We start from the raw sequence: 16,011 nt of genomic DNA on the forward strand, positions 1-16,011 counted from the left end.
ACTACACCCAGGTCATCACCGGCTGCGATCCGTAACGCCCGGCATACACGGTATGGTGCAACAGAAGTACCGCGATCAGCAGCGCGCCAATCCCGTGTAACAGGCGCCATGTCTCGTATCGGTAGCCCAGCTGGGTGCGCCCGATGGCCATGACAACAAGGCCGGTAAGCAGCAGCCAGGCAACAATGCCTGTCGCCAGATCGGAGAAATCAGTCGTGAGCGTCAACTGGCGCGTGGGGGCCCATGGGCGCTGCCCTCCTGTCGGCGTTCCCTGGTAAAGAAACGGGTGCAGCAGAGCAAAAGCGAGCGCCGTGCGAGCCATGACCTGGTGAAACCGCATGGTCACATCCATGCCCACGTCATTTGAAATGGCCCGGAAACGCCCGGACAGGATGAACTCCACGAGGATCATCGAGAAGGCAAGAATGCCAAAGCCGGAGGCCAGTTCCTGGTGGAACTGGCGTGGTGGACCTCCCACCCATGCGGACAGGAGCAACGGCAGGGTGACAGCGGCAAGGTAAGCAACGATCAGAAAAAGCGGTTTCATCTGGCTAGTTTGCTTCCCTTCCTTTGGTCATTCAATCTACCCAACTTCAAAGCCTGCCAGAAACCCTCACCCCGATGGGGTCACGTGGCATGGAGTGGAATGTCAATCTCAGTCGACGTAAGGCCCTTCCAGTATAGCCCTTGAACACGGAGATAGAGCCTGGTGCTTCAATCAGAGCGCATCTCTCGCATGCGCATTGGCATGCGGTCGATACGGCGGAAAATAGCGTCGAGATCGAGACTGGGCTCTCGGCTTTTCATACCGCCGTCCTTGCCGATCAACAGAACCCTCTCATCCGAACGGAACTGGTCAAGCAGAGCCTTGATCTCGCTCTCTAGACTGCTCGAAACCCCATCCTGATTTGAAACCAGGTCTGCGCCGGTGTTTACAAACCAGACGATATCACGGTCATCTACTTCGGCCCGGGCACTCCTGAGCGTGTCAATCTCGCCGGCATTCTCATCTGTGGCTTGCACCAGAATCAGTCGGTTTTTCCACTGATAGTCGCTCAGGCTGTTCATGCCGGCCCCTTGAGTAGTCAGTGTGATGAGTAAAAGCATCAACGTCAGAATGGTGCGATTTTTGTTGACGGCTAAGTTGAAGCTCATTTGCTTGCTCCCGTTATCGTTCTCCCTGTAGAGCTACGAGAGTTTGTGCTCAGTTGATCAGGCGAACTGCCTGAGTGGATCGTGAAACCAGTGGCGATTACCAGATAAGCGGCTGCAAAGACTTCGACAAATCAAAGCCCAACTGCTGGGCGACCAGTGCGCCGGGCCAGTGACAACACAGCTCGAACAGGTGCAGCGTGTTTTCCGCGATGCGCTGACCGCCCCGCTTTGCTGACCGCTTATCAAAACACCCAAATCGGGTATTTTTGTACCCAATTTGGGCTTCGAATGCTTCGACTGGATTTTATTGGCTCAATGAGGTGAGCAGCCCTGGATTCGATGCAAGAGTTTGACGATACGTTCTTCAATCGCCCGTTAGCCTGAGAACGGCCTCCTCGATCTCTTCTGCAATTTTGAGAACACTCTGAACCAAGGCAGGGCTCAGGTCGATCTCCCCTTCATATTCCGCCAGATTTCTCTTTTTATGGGCTTGATCAAGCACCCGCCATTTCGCCGCCGACAACCCCAGGGTGTGTTGTAAACATTGAAAGACGAGATAGCGATTGTCCGACCGATAACCGCAATGCCGTAAAGCGGCGAGTGACAGCGCATGTGCAGCGTTATACGAGAGATCAAAACGGCTTTCGATGCTAAGCGATTCAAAACGTGCATCGTTCAAACGAACGGTCCCAGAGCGTATCAATCCTTTGATTTCTTCTGCATCGGGAGGCTCCCGATGGAGCTTATTAATCTTGACCAGATTGTCGAGAGATTCCGAATTCATCCAAATTCCCTTTAAGTAGGATGTAAGGCCCATCCAGGACCCTGGTAAGGAAAGATTGCTTTTTCACAATACGGCTTCTGAAGTCGCTTCGAGTATACACCGTAGGATTAATTGTCCGAGCGAGCGAACGTTCTGCCGGATCAAGGGTCTCGAAAATATCTTCCAGACTCACAGTGTCGGATACTAGCAAGAGATCAACATCGCTTCCCGCGTGATCAACACCCTTCGCCACCGAGCCGTAAAGCAACGCGATATCAATCTCAGGGTACAGAGGTTGCAACGCAGCATCGATCTGAGATTCTGGGCCGAGCAATTTCGTCACCAGAGAGGCGAGCTCAAAGTAAATCGGGGATTCTCGATTTACTCTGTAGCGCTTTTGCCGGCCTCGATGATCTTGAAAAACGAGTCCGCAATCGACCAGCCGCGCTACCTCTCGTTGCACTGCACCAGACCCTGCGCCAACCGCATCAATTACCTCACGTAGAGCAAATTCGGCATCGGGCCTCAAGAAAAAAAGCTTTAAAACCTTTTGCCGGGTCGCGGGGAAAAGCGCTTCCGCCATTCCCATTTGCTTCGAAAGCTGTTGATTTCCCATACAAACCCCGAAATACCCAATTAAGGTACAATTATACCCAAAATGGGTCGGAAAGCACCTCTCTAAAACTGTGGCTGAAGAAACCACAGAAAACCTCTGCGACATTGGCGCCGAGGACTGCATCGTTGGCATCGCCGGGTTCATCTTCGGCTCGAAAGAGCCCGAAAGGAAAAGCCGATTCCATGGCCTCAAAAACCGTATCAATATCCTTTTCAAGCACCCGCTCGACGTGAATGTGGAACATACCTACTCCTCAAAAACGCCCTGTCTTGAACGCTACGCTTACGCCTTGTCAAAAGAATGGGGGATGTTTTTCAGAAGCTCGGCGTTTGTGGGGTACTTCTCAAGCAGCTCCACCAACTTTTTTGTGCCCTCTAGCGGTTTGAGACCGCCAAGCGCCCGGCGCAATGCTCTTATTTTGTCTAAATCTTTTGGATCCAACAGCAGCTCTTCACGGCGTGTACTGCTTTTCGAAATATCCAGCGCGGGAAAAATTCGCTGATTCGCAACGTCTCTCGATAACACCAGCTCCATGTTCCCCGTGCCCTTGAATTCCTCAAAGATAACCTGGTCCATGCGGCTGCCCGTATCCACCAGAACGGTTGCCAGAATGGTCAGCGAGCCGCCATTCTCAATGTTTCGTGCAGCGCCAAACAACCTCCGCGGGATCTCCATCGCTCGAGCATCCATCCCGCCAGACATAGTACGACCGCTGCTCTTTCGCTCCGCATTATGCACACGCGAAAGCCTCGTGAGAGAATCAATCACAATCATAACGTTGTGACCCTCGCCCGCTTGTTGGCGGGCGATATCAAGAAGATCATCGGCAACGCGAACGTGATGAGCATAGCTTTCATCCGAAGAAGAAGCGTGTACCTCAGCCGGGACGCTACGCCTGAAATCAGTGACCTCTTCGGGTCGCTCATCTATCAATAACGCGTACAGTTTAATCTCGGGATACGCCTTTCCCACCGCCTGGCAAATGTGTTTTAAAACCGTCGATTTTCCAGACCCCGGCGGCGCAACGATCAAACCTCGCTGCCCCATGCCAATTGGCGTGATCAAATCCATCGCGCGCACCGTGAGCTGTTCGGAACCCAACTCCAGCCGAATCCCCGGCGCGGGATTGATAGCCACAGCATTTAAAAAACGTTTTTGTGGATCAGCCTCACTTTCAACCTCAACCTTAGCTTCGGTTTCCGTAGCCACTGGTTTAGGGTCTTTTTTTCGTGTTCCGGTTAAACCTAATGTCTTTCTCGTCATGATTGTTTGATAGCTCTTGTTTAATACATATTTTTCGAAAAACACAGCCCAAGGCAAAACACCAGCGTGCACAAAATACGTCTGTCCCGATTTTCACTCATCCGAACGGTCACAAAGGAACGTGAAAGCAGGCTGGCGAGTATGACCACGCTGCACCATTTCTGCTACCTGGAAAATACTGGATGCTATCCTGCAGTTTCATCAGCTCTATGAGGCACCCATGACGAAGCCAAAACGAATCTACCTCGCCGGCCCGGAAGTTTTCTTCCCTGCAGCTGAACATCAGGCCATCGTGGCCGAGAAAAAACGCCTGCTACAGGAAAACGGACTGGAGGGCGTAGACCCGCTGGATACTGAACTGGCACTGTCCGCCAACGAGGCGAAATTCAGGCGCGGGCATCGGATCTACCGGGCCAACCGGGAACTGATGGACAGCTGCCAGGCCATCATCGCCAACCTGACCCCCTTCCGCGGCATCAGCGCGGACCCGGGCACCGTCTTTGAGGTGGGTTATATGATCGGACAGGGTAAACCCGCCTTCGGGTTTACCCTGGAAAGCCGATATTACCGGGAACGAGCAGGCGCCACCGACCTGGACGAACTGGGCCATACCATTGAAGACTTTGAAATGAGCGACAACCTGATGATCGAGGGCGGAATCTACAGTTCCGGTGGCCAGCTCTTCGTGGCAGAGCAGCCCGGCGAACACCGGTACTTTTCGGCCGAGCTGTTCCGCCGTTGCGTGAGGGCGATAAAAAAATAAATCTGTCCCGGTTTCCACAGCGCATGAACGGCAATTGCAAACTGAAATTCAAAGAGAGAACCTAGGCAAAACAGTTCGCGGTGCCCGGGGTCGAGACCAAAGCTTATGGGAAAACAGGAACATTCAGTGATGTTTGATTTCCACGGCCGGCGCGTCATCGTCGCTGGCGGCAGCAAGGGTATTGGAAGGGCAATCGCGTTGGGGTTTGTCCGGGCCGGGGCCAGCGTCTCTGTGTGCGCCCGCGGGCAGGCGTCCCTGGACGCTCTGGCAAAAGAAGTGGCAAGCGAGGGGCTGGCACTGCATGTGGCCCCCTGCGACATCGGCGACAAGGCCGAGCTGGAAACTTATCTGCAGAACGCCATGGACTACCTGGGCGGCCTGGACGTGCTGGTCAATTGCGCCTCGGCGTTCGGGCGGGACGACAACGAAGAAGGCTGGTTGAGCAGTGTTGAAGTGGATCTGATGGGCACGGTTCGCGCCGGCCATATCTGCTTGCCAGCGCTTAAGGAAACCGGGGGCACGATCATCAACATTGCCTCCATCGCCGCCCTGCATGCCTCGACACGCACCGCCCCCTACGCAGCCATCAAGGCCGCGGTCGCTCCCTACACCGGCAGCCTGGCGGTGACCATGGCCCCGCATAAAGTGCGTGTTAATGGCATTGCCCCTGGCTCGATCGAGTTTCCGGGCGGCGTGTGGGATCAGGCCCGGCAGAACAATCCAGAGCTCTACCAGCGTATTCGCGAGGGGATTCCCTTCGGGCGCCTGGGCACGCCGGAGGAAGTCGCCGACGTCGCGTTATTCCTGGCCTCCGATATGGCCCGCTGGATTACCGGCCAGACACTGGTGGTGGACGGCGGCCAGGTTTTGTCCTGAGCCGCCAACTAATCGCACAAGGAGTTTTATAACGCCCATGCCCGAATCGACCCCACTTCAAACCCTGCTCGACACACTTCCCCAATGCGGCCGCGTTGAGTGGATTGGCATCCGCCCTGCACGCGGCGAGCCCATGCAGGTGATCGAGAGGGTCACGGCCACCCCGGGCAAAGGGCTGGACGGAGATCGATTCAAGGGCCGCGATACCAGCAAACGGCAGGTGACCCTGATCCAGAAAGAACATCTGCATGCCATTGCCTCGTGCCTGCAGCGGGAAGCCATTGACCCCGAGGTTTTCCGGCGCAACATCGTTGTCTCTGGCCTGAACCTGCTGGCCCTGAAAGGCAAACGGTTCCGGATTGGTGGTGTGGTGCTGGAATACACGGGCCTGTGCCACCCCTGCAGCAAGATGGAGACTGCTCTCGGGCCGGGTGGGTACAACGCCATGCGCGGGCATGGAGGCATTACTACACGAGTGGTTGAAGGGGGTGAGCTGGCTCTTGGTGACGAAGTGCAGGCGTTGCTAATACCCCAGCCCTGAGTCATCAGGCAGCACGAAGTCGGCGATTGTTCACCTCAGAGCCTCTGCAACGCATCATCAAGGTCCAACCTGCGAAACGTTTGGCGCAACGTGTCGCCGGCCAGTCGGGCCTCCCATTGGCTGCGCTGTTCCAGCGCCGATTCGTCGGCGGGCAGGGAATCGAGAACCGACAATGCATAACTCCGGAGCAGTTCACTCCGGCACTCGATGACAAGATCGGACGACGCCGCAGTACCGGACCCGGAGTAGGCAAAGCAGTGCTGCACATTGCGCCTGGCGCTTTCCCGTTCAACCGGTGAGATCACTACCTCCCGCGCGTCGTTGTCGGGAACCAGTAAAACGTTCACGCCCCGCCCGGTAATGGCCTCGGCGGTCTGCTGCGCGCCTTGTGGAACGTGGACGTTCTTGTGGTTTGGCCAGATGTCGAACATGCCATAGTCGGCACACGGGGCCTCCCGCTGAAACGTAAAGAAATCCGGGTAGGCATAAAACTCTGGCCCGCGCTCGCGATAGCGGTCATAGAAGGCGGTAACGTAGGCCATGATGAGGGTCATTGCACCAATGCCCTCAAACCGACGAGGGACAACGATGCCAAGGCGATCCGTATCCTGAAACGACGAGAACAAGTCCGCGTGCGGAATGGCCTCGCCATGCTGGGTAATTTTGAAATCGCTGCCTCGCAGGCTGCTGCTATGCATGGTTATGTCGAACGCTCTTAGAAAATAAATCTGTCCCGGTCCCGGTTTCGTTACATCTCGCTCATCAGCCACTCCTTGAAGGCTTTCATCCCGACGGTCAGCGGACGTTGTTTGCGGTAGACCAGATAGAAGGCCCTATTCGTATCGAGCTGGATGTCGAACGGCACCACCAACTTACCCGATTTAATCTCACGGGACGTCAGGGTGCTATCAGCCAGGGCAACTCCCAGGCCCTCCTGGGCCGCCGCCGTGGCCAGTTGCCCACTGGACATCTGTAGGCTGCCCCGGGCGGATATAAAATCAACGCCCGACTGTTGCAGCCAGTTCTCCCACTCCCACTTACGTTTGCTGACATAGATCAGAGTGTGTTTAGCCAGGTCTTCAGGTTTTTCGAGCGGTAACTCACCGTCCAATAGCTGCGGGCTACACACCGGCACCAGCATTACTCTGCGCAGAAAATGCACTTCGATATCGTCCCATTCACCACTCCCGAAATAGACCGCCATGTCGGTACTTGTGCGATCGAAATCCAGCAGCCCCATGGACGCATTAATTTCCAGTTCAATATCGGGGTACAAGGCCTGGAATCGCGCCATGCGCGGCATCAGCCAGCGGGTGAGGAAGTTGGGGGCAACGCTGATCTTGACCACGTTGGATTCCTGGTTCTCAGTCAGACGCTGAGTGGCCATCTCAATCTCGTCGAACGCGTGCCTGACAGATGTGAGGTATTGCTCGCCTTCAGTGGTCAACGTCACCGTTCGCCTGCTTCGGTCAAATAGTGAAAGCCCCAAATATTCTTCAAGTGTCTTCACCTGATGACTGACCGCGGACGATGTCACAAAAAGTTCCTTGCCAGCTGCGGCAAAGCTGCGATGTCTCGCGGCTGATTCAAATACCCGAAGCGCATTCAGGGGTGGCACGTGGCGCATAACTTCGCTCGAATGGTGAGATTAATTCATCATTCTGATGAGAAAGGATCGCTTTTTCAACAGCCTCATACTCATTAATATGCTCCCTATCGAAATGACTCACATATCAAACGAGGACACAGCATCATGAGTTACCAAGCTCCGAAACTGAACGAAGACGGCTCTATCGACATTGATTACTACACCCAGCTTGCAAAGCAACAGCGTAGTGAGCACATCGCGCAGATGGCGACTTCATTGAAAGCCAACATCAAATCCTTCTTCCACGTGAAGCTGCCAAAGCTGTCTACCGGCCATTGACCTGTGCTCCCTTCAGCGCTCAATGACCTTACGTGTGAATTGGCTGGTTTCGCCGGCGCTGGCGAACCAGCCTGCTTCTAGGCTTTTCCGACATACAGGCGGGAAATAGCGTGAAGATTGACGTAGTAGCGAAGTTTAAGAAGGGAGAGTAGAAATACCGTCGATCTCAGTAACCGTTTTTGCATCCGCCCGTTCAATGATTTTGAGAAGTGTGGACTGAATGGTTTCATCTTCCCTGGCATCACCGCCACTTGCGAACGTTTGCTTCTGGGGCTCCGCGCCCTCTTCCTTGGTATAAGAAATCACAACCTCGCTGGCTGAATCGGGCGTTTTGCCAGAGTTCGCTTTACCAAAGTACTCCAGCGAAACCAACGGATAGCCGTGAAAGCCCTTCTTAACCTGCTTCGCAATACGCTTTTTTGCTTTATCCACATTCATAGTGAGGGCCTGTCGCCGCGGTTGTTATCTGGGTGCACATCCGCACCCAGTCGATACCATTCGCCAATTCTATGCCCTTAACCCCATCCAAAATAGCTCTGCCGCGGTTTTCCATGGTTAATCAAGCACCTCAACCTTCCCCGCTTTGCATTCAAATCGATTGCCTGATATTGCCTTAACTTGTATTTTGCTCAAATGAACTTTCATTCCTTTCTGTAACGTTTTTCCATTTTTCATCAGTGACTTGATCATAGGTGGCTCAATACGCACTGTACTTGCACATTTTTCTTTCCATTCCGGATGTGATGGTGCGTCAATGATATGTCTACTCCTGCCAGCATTATGTCGATATATGCCTACAACATCACTACCTAACAACCACGAACCTGAAGGAAGATAATCTGGATCGGATTTCGATTGATAGGGTGTATGCGTAAATTTTTTGTTGTATTCAGCATCACACTGCTCTCCATGCTTAACCGTTTGACCTGCCTCTTGTTGTTTAGCGGCCACAAGACAATAGCGCCAACAGAGTTTGTATCCATGCTCAGAACATTGGCCTGCCTTGTCCCGATAAGAAAGTGAGTCTGCAAACACTGTATTACCGTAAACAAGTAATACCACCAAAACGTAACTCGGAAATAACATGACATTCATAAACAACCCCTTTGCCTGATTGTTATGTTTTCTTTCGTGATCTGTAAAACATCTGTCAGAATTTGCATGCCTAGCAGTGACTAGGTAGCGCGCTTCGTTATTGCAATCAATGGCTTCCATCACCTTCTGAACTTCAACAGTCGACAACCGCTGCTCGATTTGGGCCTTGATAAAGCCGACATGCCCACCACCGTGGGTCACGCTCTCCGGCATGGGCGTTTTGAATGTGGAATCCCCGACAAAGATCTCGTGCTGGGAAACAATGATGTGGTCAATCTGGGTGGTGCCGGCTTCGGTGGGCAGGGCAACGTTCTTGATCAGGTGGCAACGGGTTTTACCTAGAGCGAGTTTGGCGGAGAAATTAACCACTGCTTCCCCGGCTTTGCCTTTGAAACAGGGGGATTTGATAACCGCCGCAAGAATGAAGAGCGGTATCAGGTACCAGATATAATCGAAGAGGGGCGGTAATGCCGGGGCGTAGTCCATCTGTCATCCTTAACAGCGGCGTTTATCCGTTTCTTATAACTACACACTAGTCTAACCCTTGGGAAACTTCCCACTCGGGAGACGAAAAATTTAGTAAACCACATAAAACAAACCTGTCCCGATTCTGAGCGGTCACGACCGGCCCGTCAAAAGCCATAACAGCAAGCCAGCACCCCCGAGAAGAAGCACTGCAAAATGGACCGCCAGGTTCTTGCGGACAGTTGGGGCAGGCTTAGCGGTGAAACCGAAATAATCGTCACCAAACAGCCCAACACCACAGCGCTCACAGTAGTTTTTAGAGTAAGAGACTCTGAGCTCAGATGGCTCAAATCTTTTCCGACAGCTGTAACAACTGGGCTTAATCACTTCGGGCTCCGATTTGTTTGAAAAACCGGGCCAAGAAATCGAGCTGATCTTCGATGGACCGATCCAGAGCTTCGCCCCGATAGACATCAAAATGGCCGACCGGATAGTGCTTCACTTCCGCGTTCCGCATTCTCTGGGCCGCTTTGACTGCAGCACTCGCCGGGGCGACCGTATCGTGGTCGCAAATCAACACCAGTGCCGGGCAGGCGACTTTGCTGGCCAACCGGATAGGCCGGAAAAGAGGAATGGCATAACTCACGCCCGCTGCGACGTAATTCGACGCGTTATCGGCCATCAAGGGAACATACCCCTCCTGGCAGTCCTCAGCGGTCATCATGCCCAACTCGCCGGGGCGACCGGCCGACGCAATATACCGGGGAGACATCCCCAGCCCACGACGAAGCCAGTCAACCGTTCCGTGCCAGGTCAGGCGCATCGCCTGCATGAGGCCGGCATAACCGACAACCCCCAATAAAGACGCCAGACCATCCATCATCGGGCATTGGGAGATGGTGCATTGCACGTTTCCATCCTTTGCCGCGGCCGCAATCACCAGCCCGCCGGAAAACGACGTTCCCCACAGGCAAATACGGTTGTCATCGACACGATCCAGCTGCCGCGCAAAATCCAGTGCCGCCAGCCAATCTGCAACTTCCTTCCAAGGGCTCAGCGTCTGCCGTGGCTGACCGTCACTGTCACCGAAATGGCGGTAGTCAAAGGCAAAGACCGCATAACCCGCATTGCAGAAGGCTTCTTTAAACGGTTCCAGACCACTGGCATGAGTCAGCCCAAAACCATGGGCCATGACGACACACGGTAAACCTTTACTGCCGGCATCCGGCGTGTAAAGAACACCGCGACAGGTTGTACCATCGCTCTGAAATTCCAGGGGCGTTTCGATCATTGTTTGGCTCGCATGCTTGAAGGTCGAGAGTCTCAGGATAGCTCATTGCCTCGATGATCAAACGAGCCCTCATGAGCCAGATGCTTGAAGAAATCGCACAACTCGTTGACCTCAAAGGTGAAGATGCCTGGATCTATCTGCAGGACATTCCTACGGCTCAGATGATCAAGTTTGGGCGTTTTTTGCCAGCGCTGGGCGATGAAGCTGAGTAGGAAGAGGAAATGTCTCCGGGAAAGCGCGCCAACTTACACAAATACCCGCAACAATAGATCTGTCCCGGCTCCCCCGGTCTTATCTGTTGAACTTCTGCTAACATCATGCACTGCAAACTACTTTTTAGCCCTGTATGGTTTTGACAATGCTTGATCACATCAACCGGTTCTTATTTCTGGCACTCGGTTTAGTCACAATAACTGGCTGCGCAACGCAAACGATCAATACCAGTTTCAATGCCTTTCCGTCAGACGATTCAATGGCATATTTCTCAGAGGGATGGATCATCCAGAAGCAAGAATCTGATGACTATGTGGTTCAGATGGCTGTCCGAGATGGAAAACAGGCGTGGGAGCCCATAACTGCGCTACTTTTCGTTCAGAACAAGTCTGAAGAACCCGTGAACGTCAGTGTGGAAAACATCTCCTTTCAGCAAGACGAGTACTCAATTGATCTTCTTTCCTACAACGAGCTGACTCAACAACACATCAGTCGCGCTCAATCCCGAAGAACTGCACTTGCACTCAGCGCGATGGCCCAAAGCTTCAGTGCTGCACAGTCTCAGACCACCACAACCTACGGTTCGGGAACCGCATACGGAAGCGGAGGGACAGCGAGCTACTACGGCACCGCTCAGTCATACACCCATGACCCCGCCGCCTCTGCGGCAGCTCAGGCTCAGATTCAAGCCAACGTCCAGGCCGGAGTTTCAAACATCCAGTCAGACCTGCAGCGCAACCTGAATTCGATGGATGGATATCTCCAGAAGACAACTGTTTTTCCGGGCCAGAGTTACAGCGGAAGGTTTCAATCCCAGATGACTCGCTTCGACCAAAGGCCTGAGTCAATATATGCTCTGACAGTAGAACTCGACGGCGAAAGGTTCAGCTTCAAGTTTATCGAGGAGGCAGACATCCAGACGCACCAGCGCAAACTGTTCTGAGAAGGTCAGAACTACCAGAGACAAGGACAGCTCAAACAAGATGAACAGCAACTACAAAATCGCTCTTCTCATCGACTGTGACAACGTCAGTCACCAATCCATCGAAGGGGTACTCCAGGAGCTCGCCAAATACGGGGCTGTGAACGTGCGCCATGCCCACGGAAACTGGAACGGTCCGCAACTGGGTGGATGGATCGAAAAGCTACACGCCAACGCCATCCGGCCGGTTCAGCAGTTTGCCTATACCACCGGCAAGAACGCGACCGATGCCTCAATGATTATTGACGCCATGGACCTGCTCTACAGCGGCAACGTCGATGCCTTCGCCCTCATGACCAGTGATTCCGACTTTACGCCCCTGGTAATGCGAATTCTCGAAGCCGGTCTGCCCGTCTTTGGTTTCGGCGAGCGCAAAACCCCCATGCCCTTCGTGAACGCCTGCTCGCAATTCATCTACACAGAAAACCTGCGCGAAGACACAGAGGAACCCGATAACGTCAGCAACGGTGGAACGCCAAAACCAACCGTGGAAACCAAATGGGGCCGTAATCAACTAAGGGGCGACACCGTACTGGTCCGAACCCTACGAACTGCGGTGGAACAGACTGCTGACGATGATGGTTGGGCGCATCTAGGAAAAGTTGGCCAGTATATTTCTAATAACAGCTCTTTCTCCCCCGTGAACTACGGGTACAAGAAGCTGAGCGATCTTATTCGAGCCAGTGAACTATTCGAGATGAGTGTGCGGGATAAGAACGTCCTGCATATCAAAAGCCCAGAAAAATAGCTTTGTCCCGGTTTACCCTCTGATTCAGGCCCAGCTGATAAGACTCATCTTTACGGTAACAATCTGTTTCATTTTTTGAAGTGTGCAAATTGTAGTTAGCTTGGTAACTTACGCTCTGTAATGCCAAACTTTACTGAAGAAGGCCACCTCACAGTTGGCCCGCACGGGAAGCAAACTCATGAATTTAAAGGATGAAGTATGGAATATGATGACTTGGAATACGTCGGCTTTTGGACTCGAACTGGCGCAACGCTGATCGATTCTATCTTGATAGGTATTATTGTGTTTCCCCTGCTCACCGCGTTCTATGGTGAGTCCTACTGGGAGGATACAAGTTTAATCGTTGGGCCCATGGATTTTCTTTTGTCCTGGGTATTTCCTGCTGTAGCTGTGATTCTATTTTGGATATCAAAACAGGCAACACCAGGGAAAATGGCCGTTTCCGCCAAAATTGTTGATGCCAAAACTGGCAATGCTGCAACAACTGGCCAATTGATCGGACGCTACCTCGCATACTACCTCTCCTTATTACCTCTCGGTCTTGGCTATTTCTGGGTGGCCTTTGATTCCCGCAAGCAGGGCTGGCATGACAAGCTCGCGGGGACAGTGGTCGTGCGGAAGAAGCACCGGGCACCGAAACCCGTTTCGTTCGACACCTGACATACTCATATCGGAAGTTGTGCCGAGAAGGACAGCTAAATACGGAGAGCAAGGCATAAGACTGCCTTCACATATATAAGGAACCGAAACCGGGAAAGGTCTATGTCGCGAAAAATAGAGCTGCCCCGGTTTTCTCTAAGCTCCTCCTCTCTTCCTTAAAGTCTTGACTGAATAAACAACCAGTACCGACAGAACTATCGAAACAAAGGCTTGGAAAGAGAGAATTCTCAGAGCAAACATCAGTGATGGAAAAACCAAAATCAGCAGCGACCAATAACCATCAAAGAACCGGTAAGTAAGCAGATAACCAACGCCCCAAACCAAGATCAGAATAAAGGTGATAGCAGAGCTAATCTCCTGCAGAACATCAAAATAGCCTAGGCTTGGAGCACCTCCCCGTTCTCCACGGCGCTCCTCAAACCAATCATTGTTTTTCTGATTCAGCTCCTTTAATTCCTGCCACTCCTGCGAATATGGTGAGTTACCTGCACCCTTCATGCTTTCATACAGCTCATCAATTCTCTCTGCATATGGAGACGGCCCCAGTCTTTGCCCTCCCTCCGAAACAATTACCGGGCTTGCCAAAATCAGTAAAAAAGTCGCCACAGAAAGAGCGAAGGACACAGACAGAATCTTAATCATTAATTGTCGTACCGAAGGTTGCGAATACGGCAGGCGGGGCCCTTAAAGGCTTCTCCCTATCTAACTCGGCGGTCTATCGACTTGGGTAAGGATCGAATTTGAAACCTATAGAAACCGGAGCATGTCACGGTCTCCCCATCTGATCAAACCGGCAGTTCAATAATCTCACCAACCACACCGCCTTCACTTACCTGCAACCGCCCCACCGTGATCGACAGCGTAAATCGCCGGGGCCTGGCAGATAAGTGTTGCTATAGTGAAACAAGCCCGCCTCACTCCCATAGTGGCGAGATCCAGCGCAAACGTACAACCCATGGCAGGAGTTTCCCATGCCCACTTACACCGTCACGGTCGCGAATCTGCCTCTGTCGCCGCAGCAGAAATCACAGATCGCCGAGGCCATCACAGCGGCCCACAGCGCCCAAACCGGCGCTCCCCGGTTCTTTGCCCAAGTTCTGTTTGCTGCGGCCAATGAGGGCGACCACTTTGTGGGTGGCAGGGTGAACACAGCGCCTCAGGTGTATGTTCACGGCCTGGTGCGGGATGGCAGAAGCATCGAGATCAAACAAGCGCTGATGAGCCAGATGCTTGAAGACATCGCCCAAATCGTGGACATCAAAGGTGAAGATGTCTGGATCTATCTGCAGGACATTCCGGCCACCCAGATGATCGAATTTGGGCGGTTTTGGCCAGCGCCGGGCGATGAAGCTGAGTGGGAAAAGGGAATGACTCCGGGAAAGCGGGGCAGCTTACCCAAATAACCGCAATAATAGATTCGCAATAATAGATCCAATAATAGATCTGTCCCGGCTTTCCTATACATATCTGTTCCGGCTTTACCATGTCTCCAGCTATCAGATTAACCAGACAATCGGTAATCCCCCCATTTTTAACGGGGTTCAAAAGTAGACCTTAGGCCATCATGGCCAACTTTTGTTGAGGAGTAATCCCTCCGAGTCCCATATTGGGTCGTTCGTGATTGTAGTGCCAGAGCCAGCGAGTGGCATAATCCTGGACTTCTTCGGTGCTGTCGAACAGATACTGTGCCAGCCAATCGTAGCGGACCGTTCGGTTGTAACGTTCGATATAGGCATTCTGCTGGGGTTTGCCGGGCTGGATAAACGCCAGTGCAATACCTTGCTTCTCTGCCCAGGTCGCCAGCTTACCGCTGATGTACTCGGGGCCGTTGTCACAGCGAATGGAGCGTGGTTTCCCTCGCCACTCAATGATCTGCTCAAGTGATCGGATAACACGCTCTGCCGGAAGTGAGAAGTCCACCTCGATGCCAAGGCCTTCTCGGTTGAAGTCATCAATCACATTCAGCAGCCTGTAACCGCGACCATCGTTTAACTGGTCATGCATGAAGTCCATCGACCAACTGTCGTTGATCGTTTCCGGCACCGCCAAGGGCTCTGGCTTTTCACGAACCAGGCGTTTCTTGGGCTTGATGCGCAGGTTCAGCTCCAGTTCCCGATAGATCCGGTAGACTCGCTTGTGATTCCAGCGAAACCCTTTGACGTTTCGAAGGTGCAAAAAGCACAGGCCAAAACCCCAGTTCCGCTGGTTGTGAGTCAACCGCACCAACCAGTCCGCGATTTCAGCATTCTCGCTGCTCAACTTGGGCTGATAGCGGTAGCAGGTCTCACTGATGCTGAACATCCAGCAGGCCAGGCGAATGCTGACGCGCCTTTCACTGACGGCTTTTTGCGCCATCTCACGTCGACGAGACGGCTTTACCACTTTTTTTCAATGGCTTCCTTGAGGATGTCCGACTTGAGCCGCTCCTCGGCGTACATCTTCTTGAGCCGACGGTTTTCATCCTCCAGCTCTTTCAGGCGGGCCATCATGGACGCATCCATGCCACCGAATTTCGCTCGCCATTTGTAAAACGACGCACTGCTCATGCCGTGCTCACGGCATAGCTCCGGAACCGGCACGCCGTTCTCGGCTTGTTTCAGGATCGACAGTATCTGGCTGTCGGAAAAACGTGACTTCTTCATGCAGAATCTCC

Annotated in this window: 23 protein-coding genes; 9 read left to right on the forward strand and 14 right to left on the reverse strand. The window is 53.1% G+C overall.

Translation table 11 applies throughout. The annotated features are described in order from the left end of the window. Window position 1: 1 nt before the first annotated feature. From AC5JQH_RS05295 to rho, 7 genes are all read right to left on the reverse strand, one after another. The gene (locus AC5JQH_RS05295; RefSeq protein ID WP_008172509.1) at window positions 2–547 is read right to left on the reverse strand and encodes a ferric reductase-like transmembrane domain-containing protein; all 546 of its coding nucleotides are present in this window, start codon (window positions 545–547) and stop codon (window positions 2–4) included. A 167-nt stretch (window positions 548–714) separates the two neighbouring features. Next, complete coding sequence (locus AC5JQH_RS05300) at window positions 715–1,155, reverse strand: DUF4174 domain-containing protein (RefSeq protein WP_273069023.1); 441 nt, start codon at window positions 1,153–1,155, stop codon at window positions 715–717. Between the two features lie 97 nt (window positions 1,156–1,252). Beyond that, on the reverse strand, window positions 1,253–1,432 hold the full coding sequence (locus tag AC5JQH_RS05305) for a DUF1294 domain-containing protein (RefSeq protein WP_493805970.1): 180 nt from the start codon (window positions 1,430–1,432) through the stop codon (window positions 1,253–1,255). A gap of 87 nt (window positions 1,433–1,519) precedes the next feature. Further along, window positions 1,520–1,939 carry a hypothetical protein gene (locus AC5JQH_RS05310; RefSeq protein ID WP_008172514.1) on the reverse strand — a complete coding sequence of 140 codons (420 nt, stop codon included), beginning with the start codon at window positions 1,937–1,939 and terminating at the stop codon, window positions 1,520–1,522. After that, window positions 1,902–2,534, reverse strand: coding sequence for a nucleotidyltransferase domain-containing protein (locus AC5JQH_RS05315; protein WP_273069025.1), 633 nt, complete (start codon window positions 2,532–2,534; stop codon window positions 1,902–1,904). Before AC5JQH_RS05315 ends, AC5JQH_RS05310 begins: the two co-directional genes overlap by 38 nt. Window positions 2,535–2,565: 31 nt before the next feature. Then, window positions 2,566–2,778, reverse strand: a complete 213-nt coding sequence (locus AC5JQH_RS05320; RefSeq protein ID WP_092034368.1) for a hypothetical protein — start codon at window positions 2,776–2,778, stop codon at window positions 2,566–2,568. Window positions 2,779–2,816: 38 nt separating this feature from the next. Beyond that, complete coding sequence (rho, locus tag AC5JQH_RS05325; RefSeq protein WP_493805357.1) at window positions 2,817–3,869, reverse strand: transcription termination factor Rho; 1,053 nt, start codon at window positions 3,867–3,869, stop codon at window positions 2,817–2,819. Window positions 3,870–4,017: 148 nt separating this feature from the next. Between rho and AC5JQH_RS05330 the strand changes: the two genes are divergently transcribed. The 3 genes from AC5JQH_RS05330 to AC5JQH_RS05340 all read left to right on the forward strand — a co-directional run bounded on the left by AC5JQH_RS05330 (window position 4,018) and on the right by AC5JQH_RS05340 (window position 5,977). Further along, window positions 4,018–4,560: a nucleoside 2-deoxyribosyltransferase gene (locus AC5JQH_RS05330; RefSeq protein ID WP_008172520.1), complete on the forward strand. Its 543-nt coding sequence runs from the start codon at window positions 4,018–4,020 to the stop codon at window positions 4,558–4,560. Window positions 4,561–4,689: 129 nt separating this feature from the next. Further along, window positions 4,690–5,436, forward strand: a complete 747-nt coding sequence (locus AC5JQH_RS05335; protein ID WP_493805358.1) for an SDR family NAD(P)-dependent oxidoreductase — start codon at window positions 4,690–4,692, stop codon at window positions 5,434–5,436. 37 nt (window positions 5,437–5,473) lie between these two features. Then, on the forward strand, window positions 5,474–5,977 hold the full coding sequence (locus AC5JQH_RS05340; RefSeq protein ID WP_493805359.1) for an MOSC domain-containing protein: 504 nt from the start codon (window positions 5,474–5,476) through the stop codon (window positions 5,975–5,977). 35 nt (window positions 5,978–6,012) lie between these two features. On the opposite strand, the gene AC5JQH_RS05345 is transcribed toward AC5JQH_RS05340, so the two are convergent. Together AC5JQH_RS05345 and gcvA are read right to left on the reverse strand one after the other, a co-directional pair. Beyond that, window positions 6,013–6,675, reverse strand: a complete 663-nt coding sequence (locus AC5JQH_RS05345) for a hypothetical protein (RefSeq protein ID WP_493805360.1) — start codon at window positions 6,673–6,675, stop codon at window positions 6,013–6,015. Between the two features lie 50 nt (window positions 6,676–6,725). Continuing rightward, the gene (gene gcvA, locus AC5JQH_RS05350; protein ID WP_493805361.1) at window positions 6,726–7,604 is read right to left on the reverse strand and encodes a transcriptional regulator GcvA; all 879 of its coding nucleotides are present in this window, start codon (window positions 7,602–7,604) and stop codon (window positions 6,726–6,728) included. Window positions 7,605–7,730: 126 nt separating this feature from the next. Between gcvA and AC5JQH_RS05355 the strand changes: the two genes are divergently transcribed. After that, window positions 7,731–7,904 (forward strand): RSP_7527 family protein, encoded by a 174-nt coding sequence (locus tag AC5JQH_RS05355; protein ID WP_286810849.1) that lies wholly within the window; start codon window positions 7,731–7,733, stop codon window positions 7,902–7,904. 135 nt (window positions 7,905–8,039) lie between these two features. Here the strand turns inward: AC5JQH_RS05355 and AC5JQH_RS05360 are convergent, their stop codons facing one another. The 3 genes from AC5JQH_RS05360 to AC5JQH_RS05370 all read right to left on the reverse strand — a co-directional run bounded on the left by AC5JQH_RS05360 (window position 8,040) and on the right by AC5JQH_RS05370 (window position 10,755). Beyond that, window positions 8,040–8,342, reverse strand: coding sequence for a hypothetical protein (locus AC5JQH_RS05360; protein ID WP_286810848.1), 303 nt, complete (start codon window positions 8,340–8,342; stop codon window positions 8,040–8,042). A gap of 117 nt (window positions 8,343–8,459) precedes the next feature. Further along, window positions 8,460–9,485, reverse strand: a complete 1,026-nt coding sequence (locus AC5JQH_RS05365) for a nuclease-related domain-containing protein (RefSeq protein ID WP_493805362.1) — start codon at window positions 9,483–9,485, stop codon at window positions 8,460–8,462. A 358-nt stretch (window positions 9,486–9,843) separates the two neighbouring features. After that, window positions 9,844–10,755, reverse strand: coding sequence for an alpha/beta fold hydrolase (locus AC5JQH_RS05370; protein ID WP_493805363.1), 912 nt, complete (start codon window positions 10,753–10,755; stop codon window positions 9,844–9,846). A 71-nt stretch (window positions 10,756–10,826) separates the two neighbouring features. On the opposite strand from AC5JQH_RS05370, the gene AC5JQH_RS05375 reads away from it, so the two are divergent. The 4 genes from AC5JQH_RS05375 (at window position 10,827) to AC5JQH_RS05390 (ending at window position 13,358) form a co-directional block, all read left to right on the forward strand. Continuing rightward, complete coding sequence (locus tag AC5JQH_RS05375; RefSeq protein ID WP_493805364.1) at window positions 10,827–10,967, forward strand: hypothetical protein; 141 nt, start codon at window positions 10,827–10,829, stop codon at window positions 10,965–10,967. 146 nt (window positions 10,968–11,113) lie between these two features. Further along, entirely contained in the window at window positions 11,114–11,911 is a 798-nt protein-coding gene (locus tag AC5JQH_RS05380) for a hypothetical protein (RefSeq protein WP_493805365.1), read from the forward strand. Window positions 11,912–11,951: 40 nt separating this feature from the next. Then, window positions 11,952–12,698 (forward strand): NYN domain-containing protein, encoded by a 747-nt coding sequence (locus tag AC5JQH_RS05385; RefSeq protein WP_219120611.1) that lies wholly within the window; start codon window positions 11,952–11,954, stop codon window positions 12,696–12,698. A gap of 198 nt (window positions 12,699–12,896) precedes the next feature. Continuing rightward, window positions 12,897–13,358, forward strand: a complete 462-nt coding sequence (locus tag AC5JQH_RS05390) for an RDD family protein (RefSeq protein ID WP_493805366.1) — start codon at window positions 12,897–12,899, stop codon at window positions 13,356–13,358. Between the two features lie 135 nt (window positions 13,359–13,493). On the opposite strand, the gene AC5JQH_RS05395 is transcribed toward AC5JQH_RS05390, so the two are convergent. Continuing rightward, on the reverse strand, window positions 13,494–14,000 hold the full coding sequence (locus AC5JQH_RS05395) for a hypothetical protein (RefSeq protein ID WP_439531424.1): 507 nt from the start codon (window positions 13,998–14,000) through the stop codon (window positions 13,494–13,496). A gap of 329 nt (window positions 14,001–14,329) precedes the next feature. On the opposite strand from AC5JQH_RS05395, the gene AC5JQH_RS05400 reads away from it, so the two are divergent. Continuing rightward, on the forward strand, window positions 14,330–14,761 hold the full coding sequence (locus tag AC5JQH_RS05400) for a tautomerase family protein (protein ID WP_493805367.1): 432 nt from the start codon (window positions 14,330–14,332) through the stop codon (window positions 14,759–14,761). A gap of 151 nt (window positions 14,762–14,912) precedes the next feature. Here the strand turns inward: AC5JQH_RS05400 and AC5JQH_RS05405 are convergent. Beyond that, a protein-coding gene (locus AC5JQH_RS05405; RefSeq protein ID WP_092033697.1) for an IS3 family transposase occupies window positions 14,913–16,000 on the reverse strand; the annotation gives its coding sequence in 2 pieces (ribosomal slippage) (window positions 14,913–15,748 and window positions 15,748–16,000; 1,089 coding nt in all). Window positions 16,001–16,011: the final 11 nt, after the last annotated feature.

The organism is Marinobacter sp. H13 (genome assembly GCF_059072335.1).

What these genes read in the sequence shown, in the direction of transcription:
- AC5JQH_RS05295 (WP_008172509.1), bottom strand. Translation starts at nt 547, where the DNA reads ATGAAACCGCTTTTTCTGATCGTTGCTTACCTTGCCGCTGTCACCCTG.
- AC5JQH_RS05300 (WP_273069023.1), bottom strand. Translation starts at nt 1,155, where the DNA reads ATGAGCTTCAACTTAGCCGTCAACAAAAATCGCACCATTCTGACGTTG.
- AC5JQH_RS05310 (WP_008172514.1), bottom strand. Translation starts at nt 1,939, where the DNA reads ATGAATTCGGAATCTCTCGACAATCTGGTCAAGATTAATAAGCTCCAT.
- AC5JQH_RS05315 (WP_273069025.1), bottom strand. Translation starts at nt 2,534, where the DNA reads ATGGGAAATCAACAGCTTTCGAAGCAAATGGGAATGGCGGAAGCGCTT.
- AC5JQH_RS05320 (WP_092034368.1), bottom strand. Translation starts at nt 2,778, where the DNA reads ATGTTCCACATTCACGTCGAGCGGGTGCTTGAAAAGGATATTGATACG.
- AC5JQH_RS05330 (WP_008172520.1), top strand. Translation starts at nt 4,018, where the DNA reads ATGACGAAGCCAAAACGAATCTACCTCGCCGGCCCGGAAGTTTTCTTC.
- AC5JQH_RS05335 (WP_493805358.1), top strand. Translation starts at nt 4,690, where the DNA reads ATGTTTGATTTCCACGGCCGGCGCGTCATCGTCGCTGGCGGCAGCAAG.
- AC5JQH_RS05340 (WP_493805359.1), top strand. Translation starts at nt 5,474, where the DNA reads ATGCCCGAATCGACCCCACTTCAAACCCTGCTCGACACACTTCCCCAA.
- AC5JQH_RS05345 (WP_493805360.1), bottom strand. Translation starts at nt 6,675, where the DNA reads ATGCATAGCAGCAGCCTGCGAGGCAGCGATTTCAAAATTACCCAGCAT.
- gcvA (WP_493805361.1), bottom strand. Translation starts at nt 7,604, where the DNA reads ATGCGCCACGTGCCACCCCTGAATGCGCTTCGGGTATTTGAATCAGCC.
- AC5JQH_RS05355 (WP_286810849.1), top strand. Translation starts at nt 7,731, where the DNA reads ATGAGTTACCAAGCTCCGAAACTGAACGAAGACGGCTCTATCGACATT.
- AC5JQH_RS05360 (WP_286810848.1), bottom strand. Translation starts at nt 8,342, where the DNA reads ATGAATGTGGATAAAGCAAAAAAGCGTATTGCGAAGCAGGTTAAGAAG.
- AC5JQH_RS05365 (WP_493805362.1), bottom strand. Translation starts at nt 9,485, where the DNA reads ATGGACTACGCCCCGGCATTACCGCCCCTCTTCGATTATATCTGGTAC.
- AC5JQH_RS05370 (WP_493805363.1), bottom strand. Translation starts at nt 10,755, where the DNA reads ATGATCGAAACGCCCCTGGAATTTCAGAGCGATGGTACAACCTGTCGC.
- AC5JQH_RS05375 (WP_493805364.1), top strand. Translation starts at nt 10,827, where the DNA reads ATGAGCCAGATGCTTGAAGAAATCGCACAACTCGTTGACCTCAAAGGT.
- AC5JQH_RS05380 (WP_493805365.1), top strand. Translation starts at nt 11,114, where the DNA reads ATGCTTGATCACATCAACCGGTTCTTATTTCTGGCACTCGGTTTAGTC.
- AC5JQH_RS05385 (WP_219120611.1), top strand. Translation starts at nt 11,952, where the DNA reads ATGAACAGCAACTACAAAATCGCTCTTCTCATCGACTGTGACAACGTC.
- AC5JQH_RS05390 (WP_493805366.1), top strand. Translation starts at nt 12,897, where the DNA reads ATGGAATATGATGACTTGGAATACGTCGGCTTTTGGACTCGAACTGGC.
- AC5JQH_RS05395 (WP_439531424.1), bottom strand. Translation starts at nt 14,000, where the DNA reads ATGATTAAGATTCTGTCTGTGTCCTTCGCTCTTTCTGTGGCGACTTTT.
- AC5JQH_RS05400 (WP_493805367.1), top strand. Translation starts at nt 14,330, where the DNA reads ATGCCCACTTACACCGTCACGGTCGCGAATCTGCCTCTGTCGCCGCAG.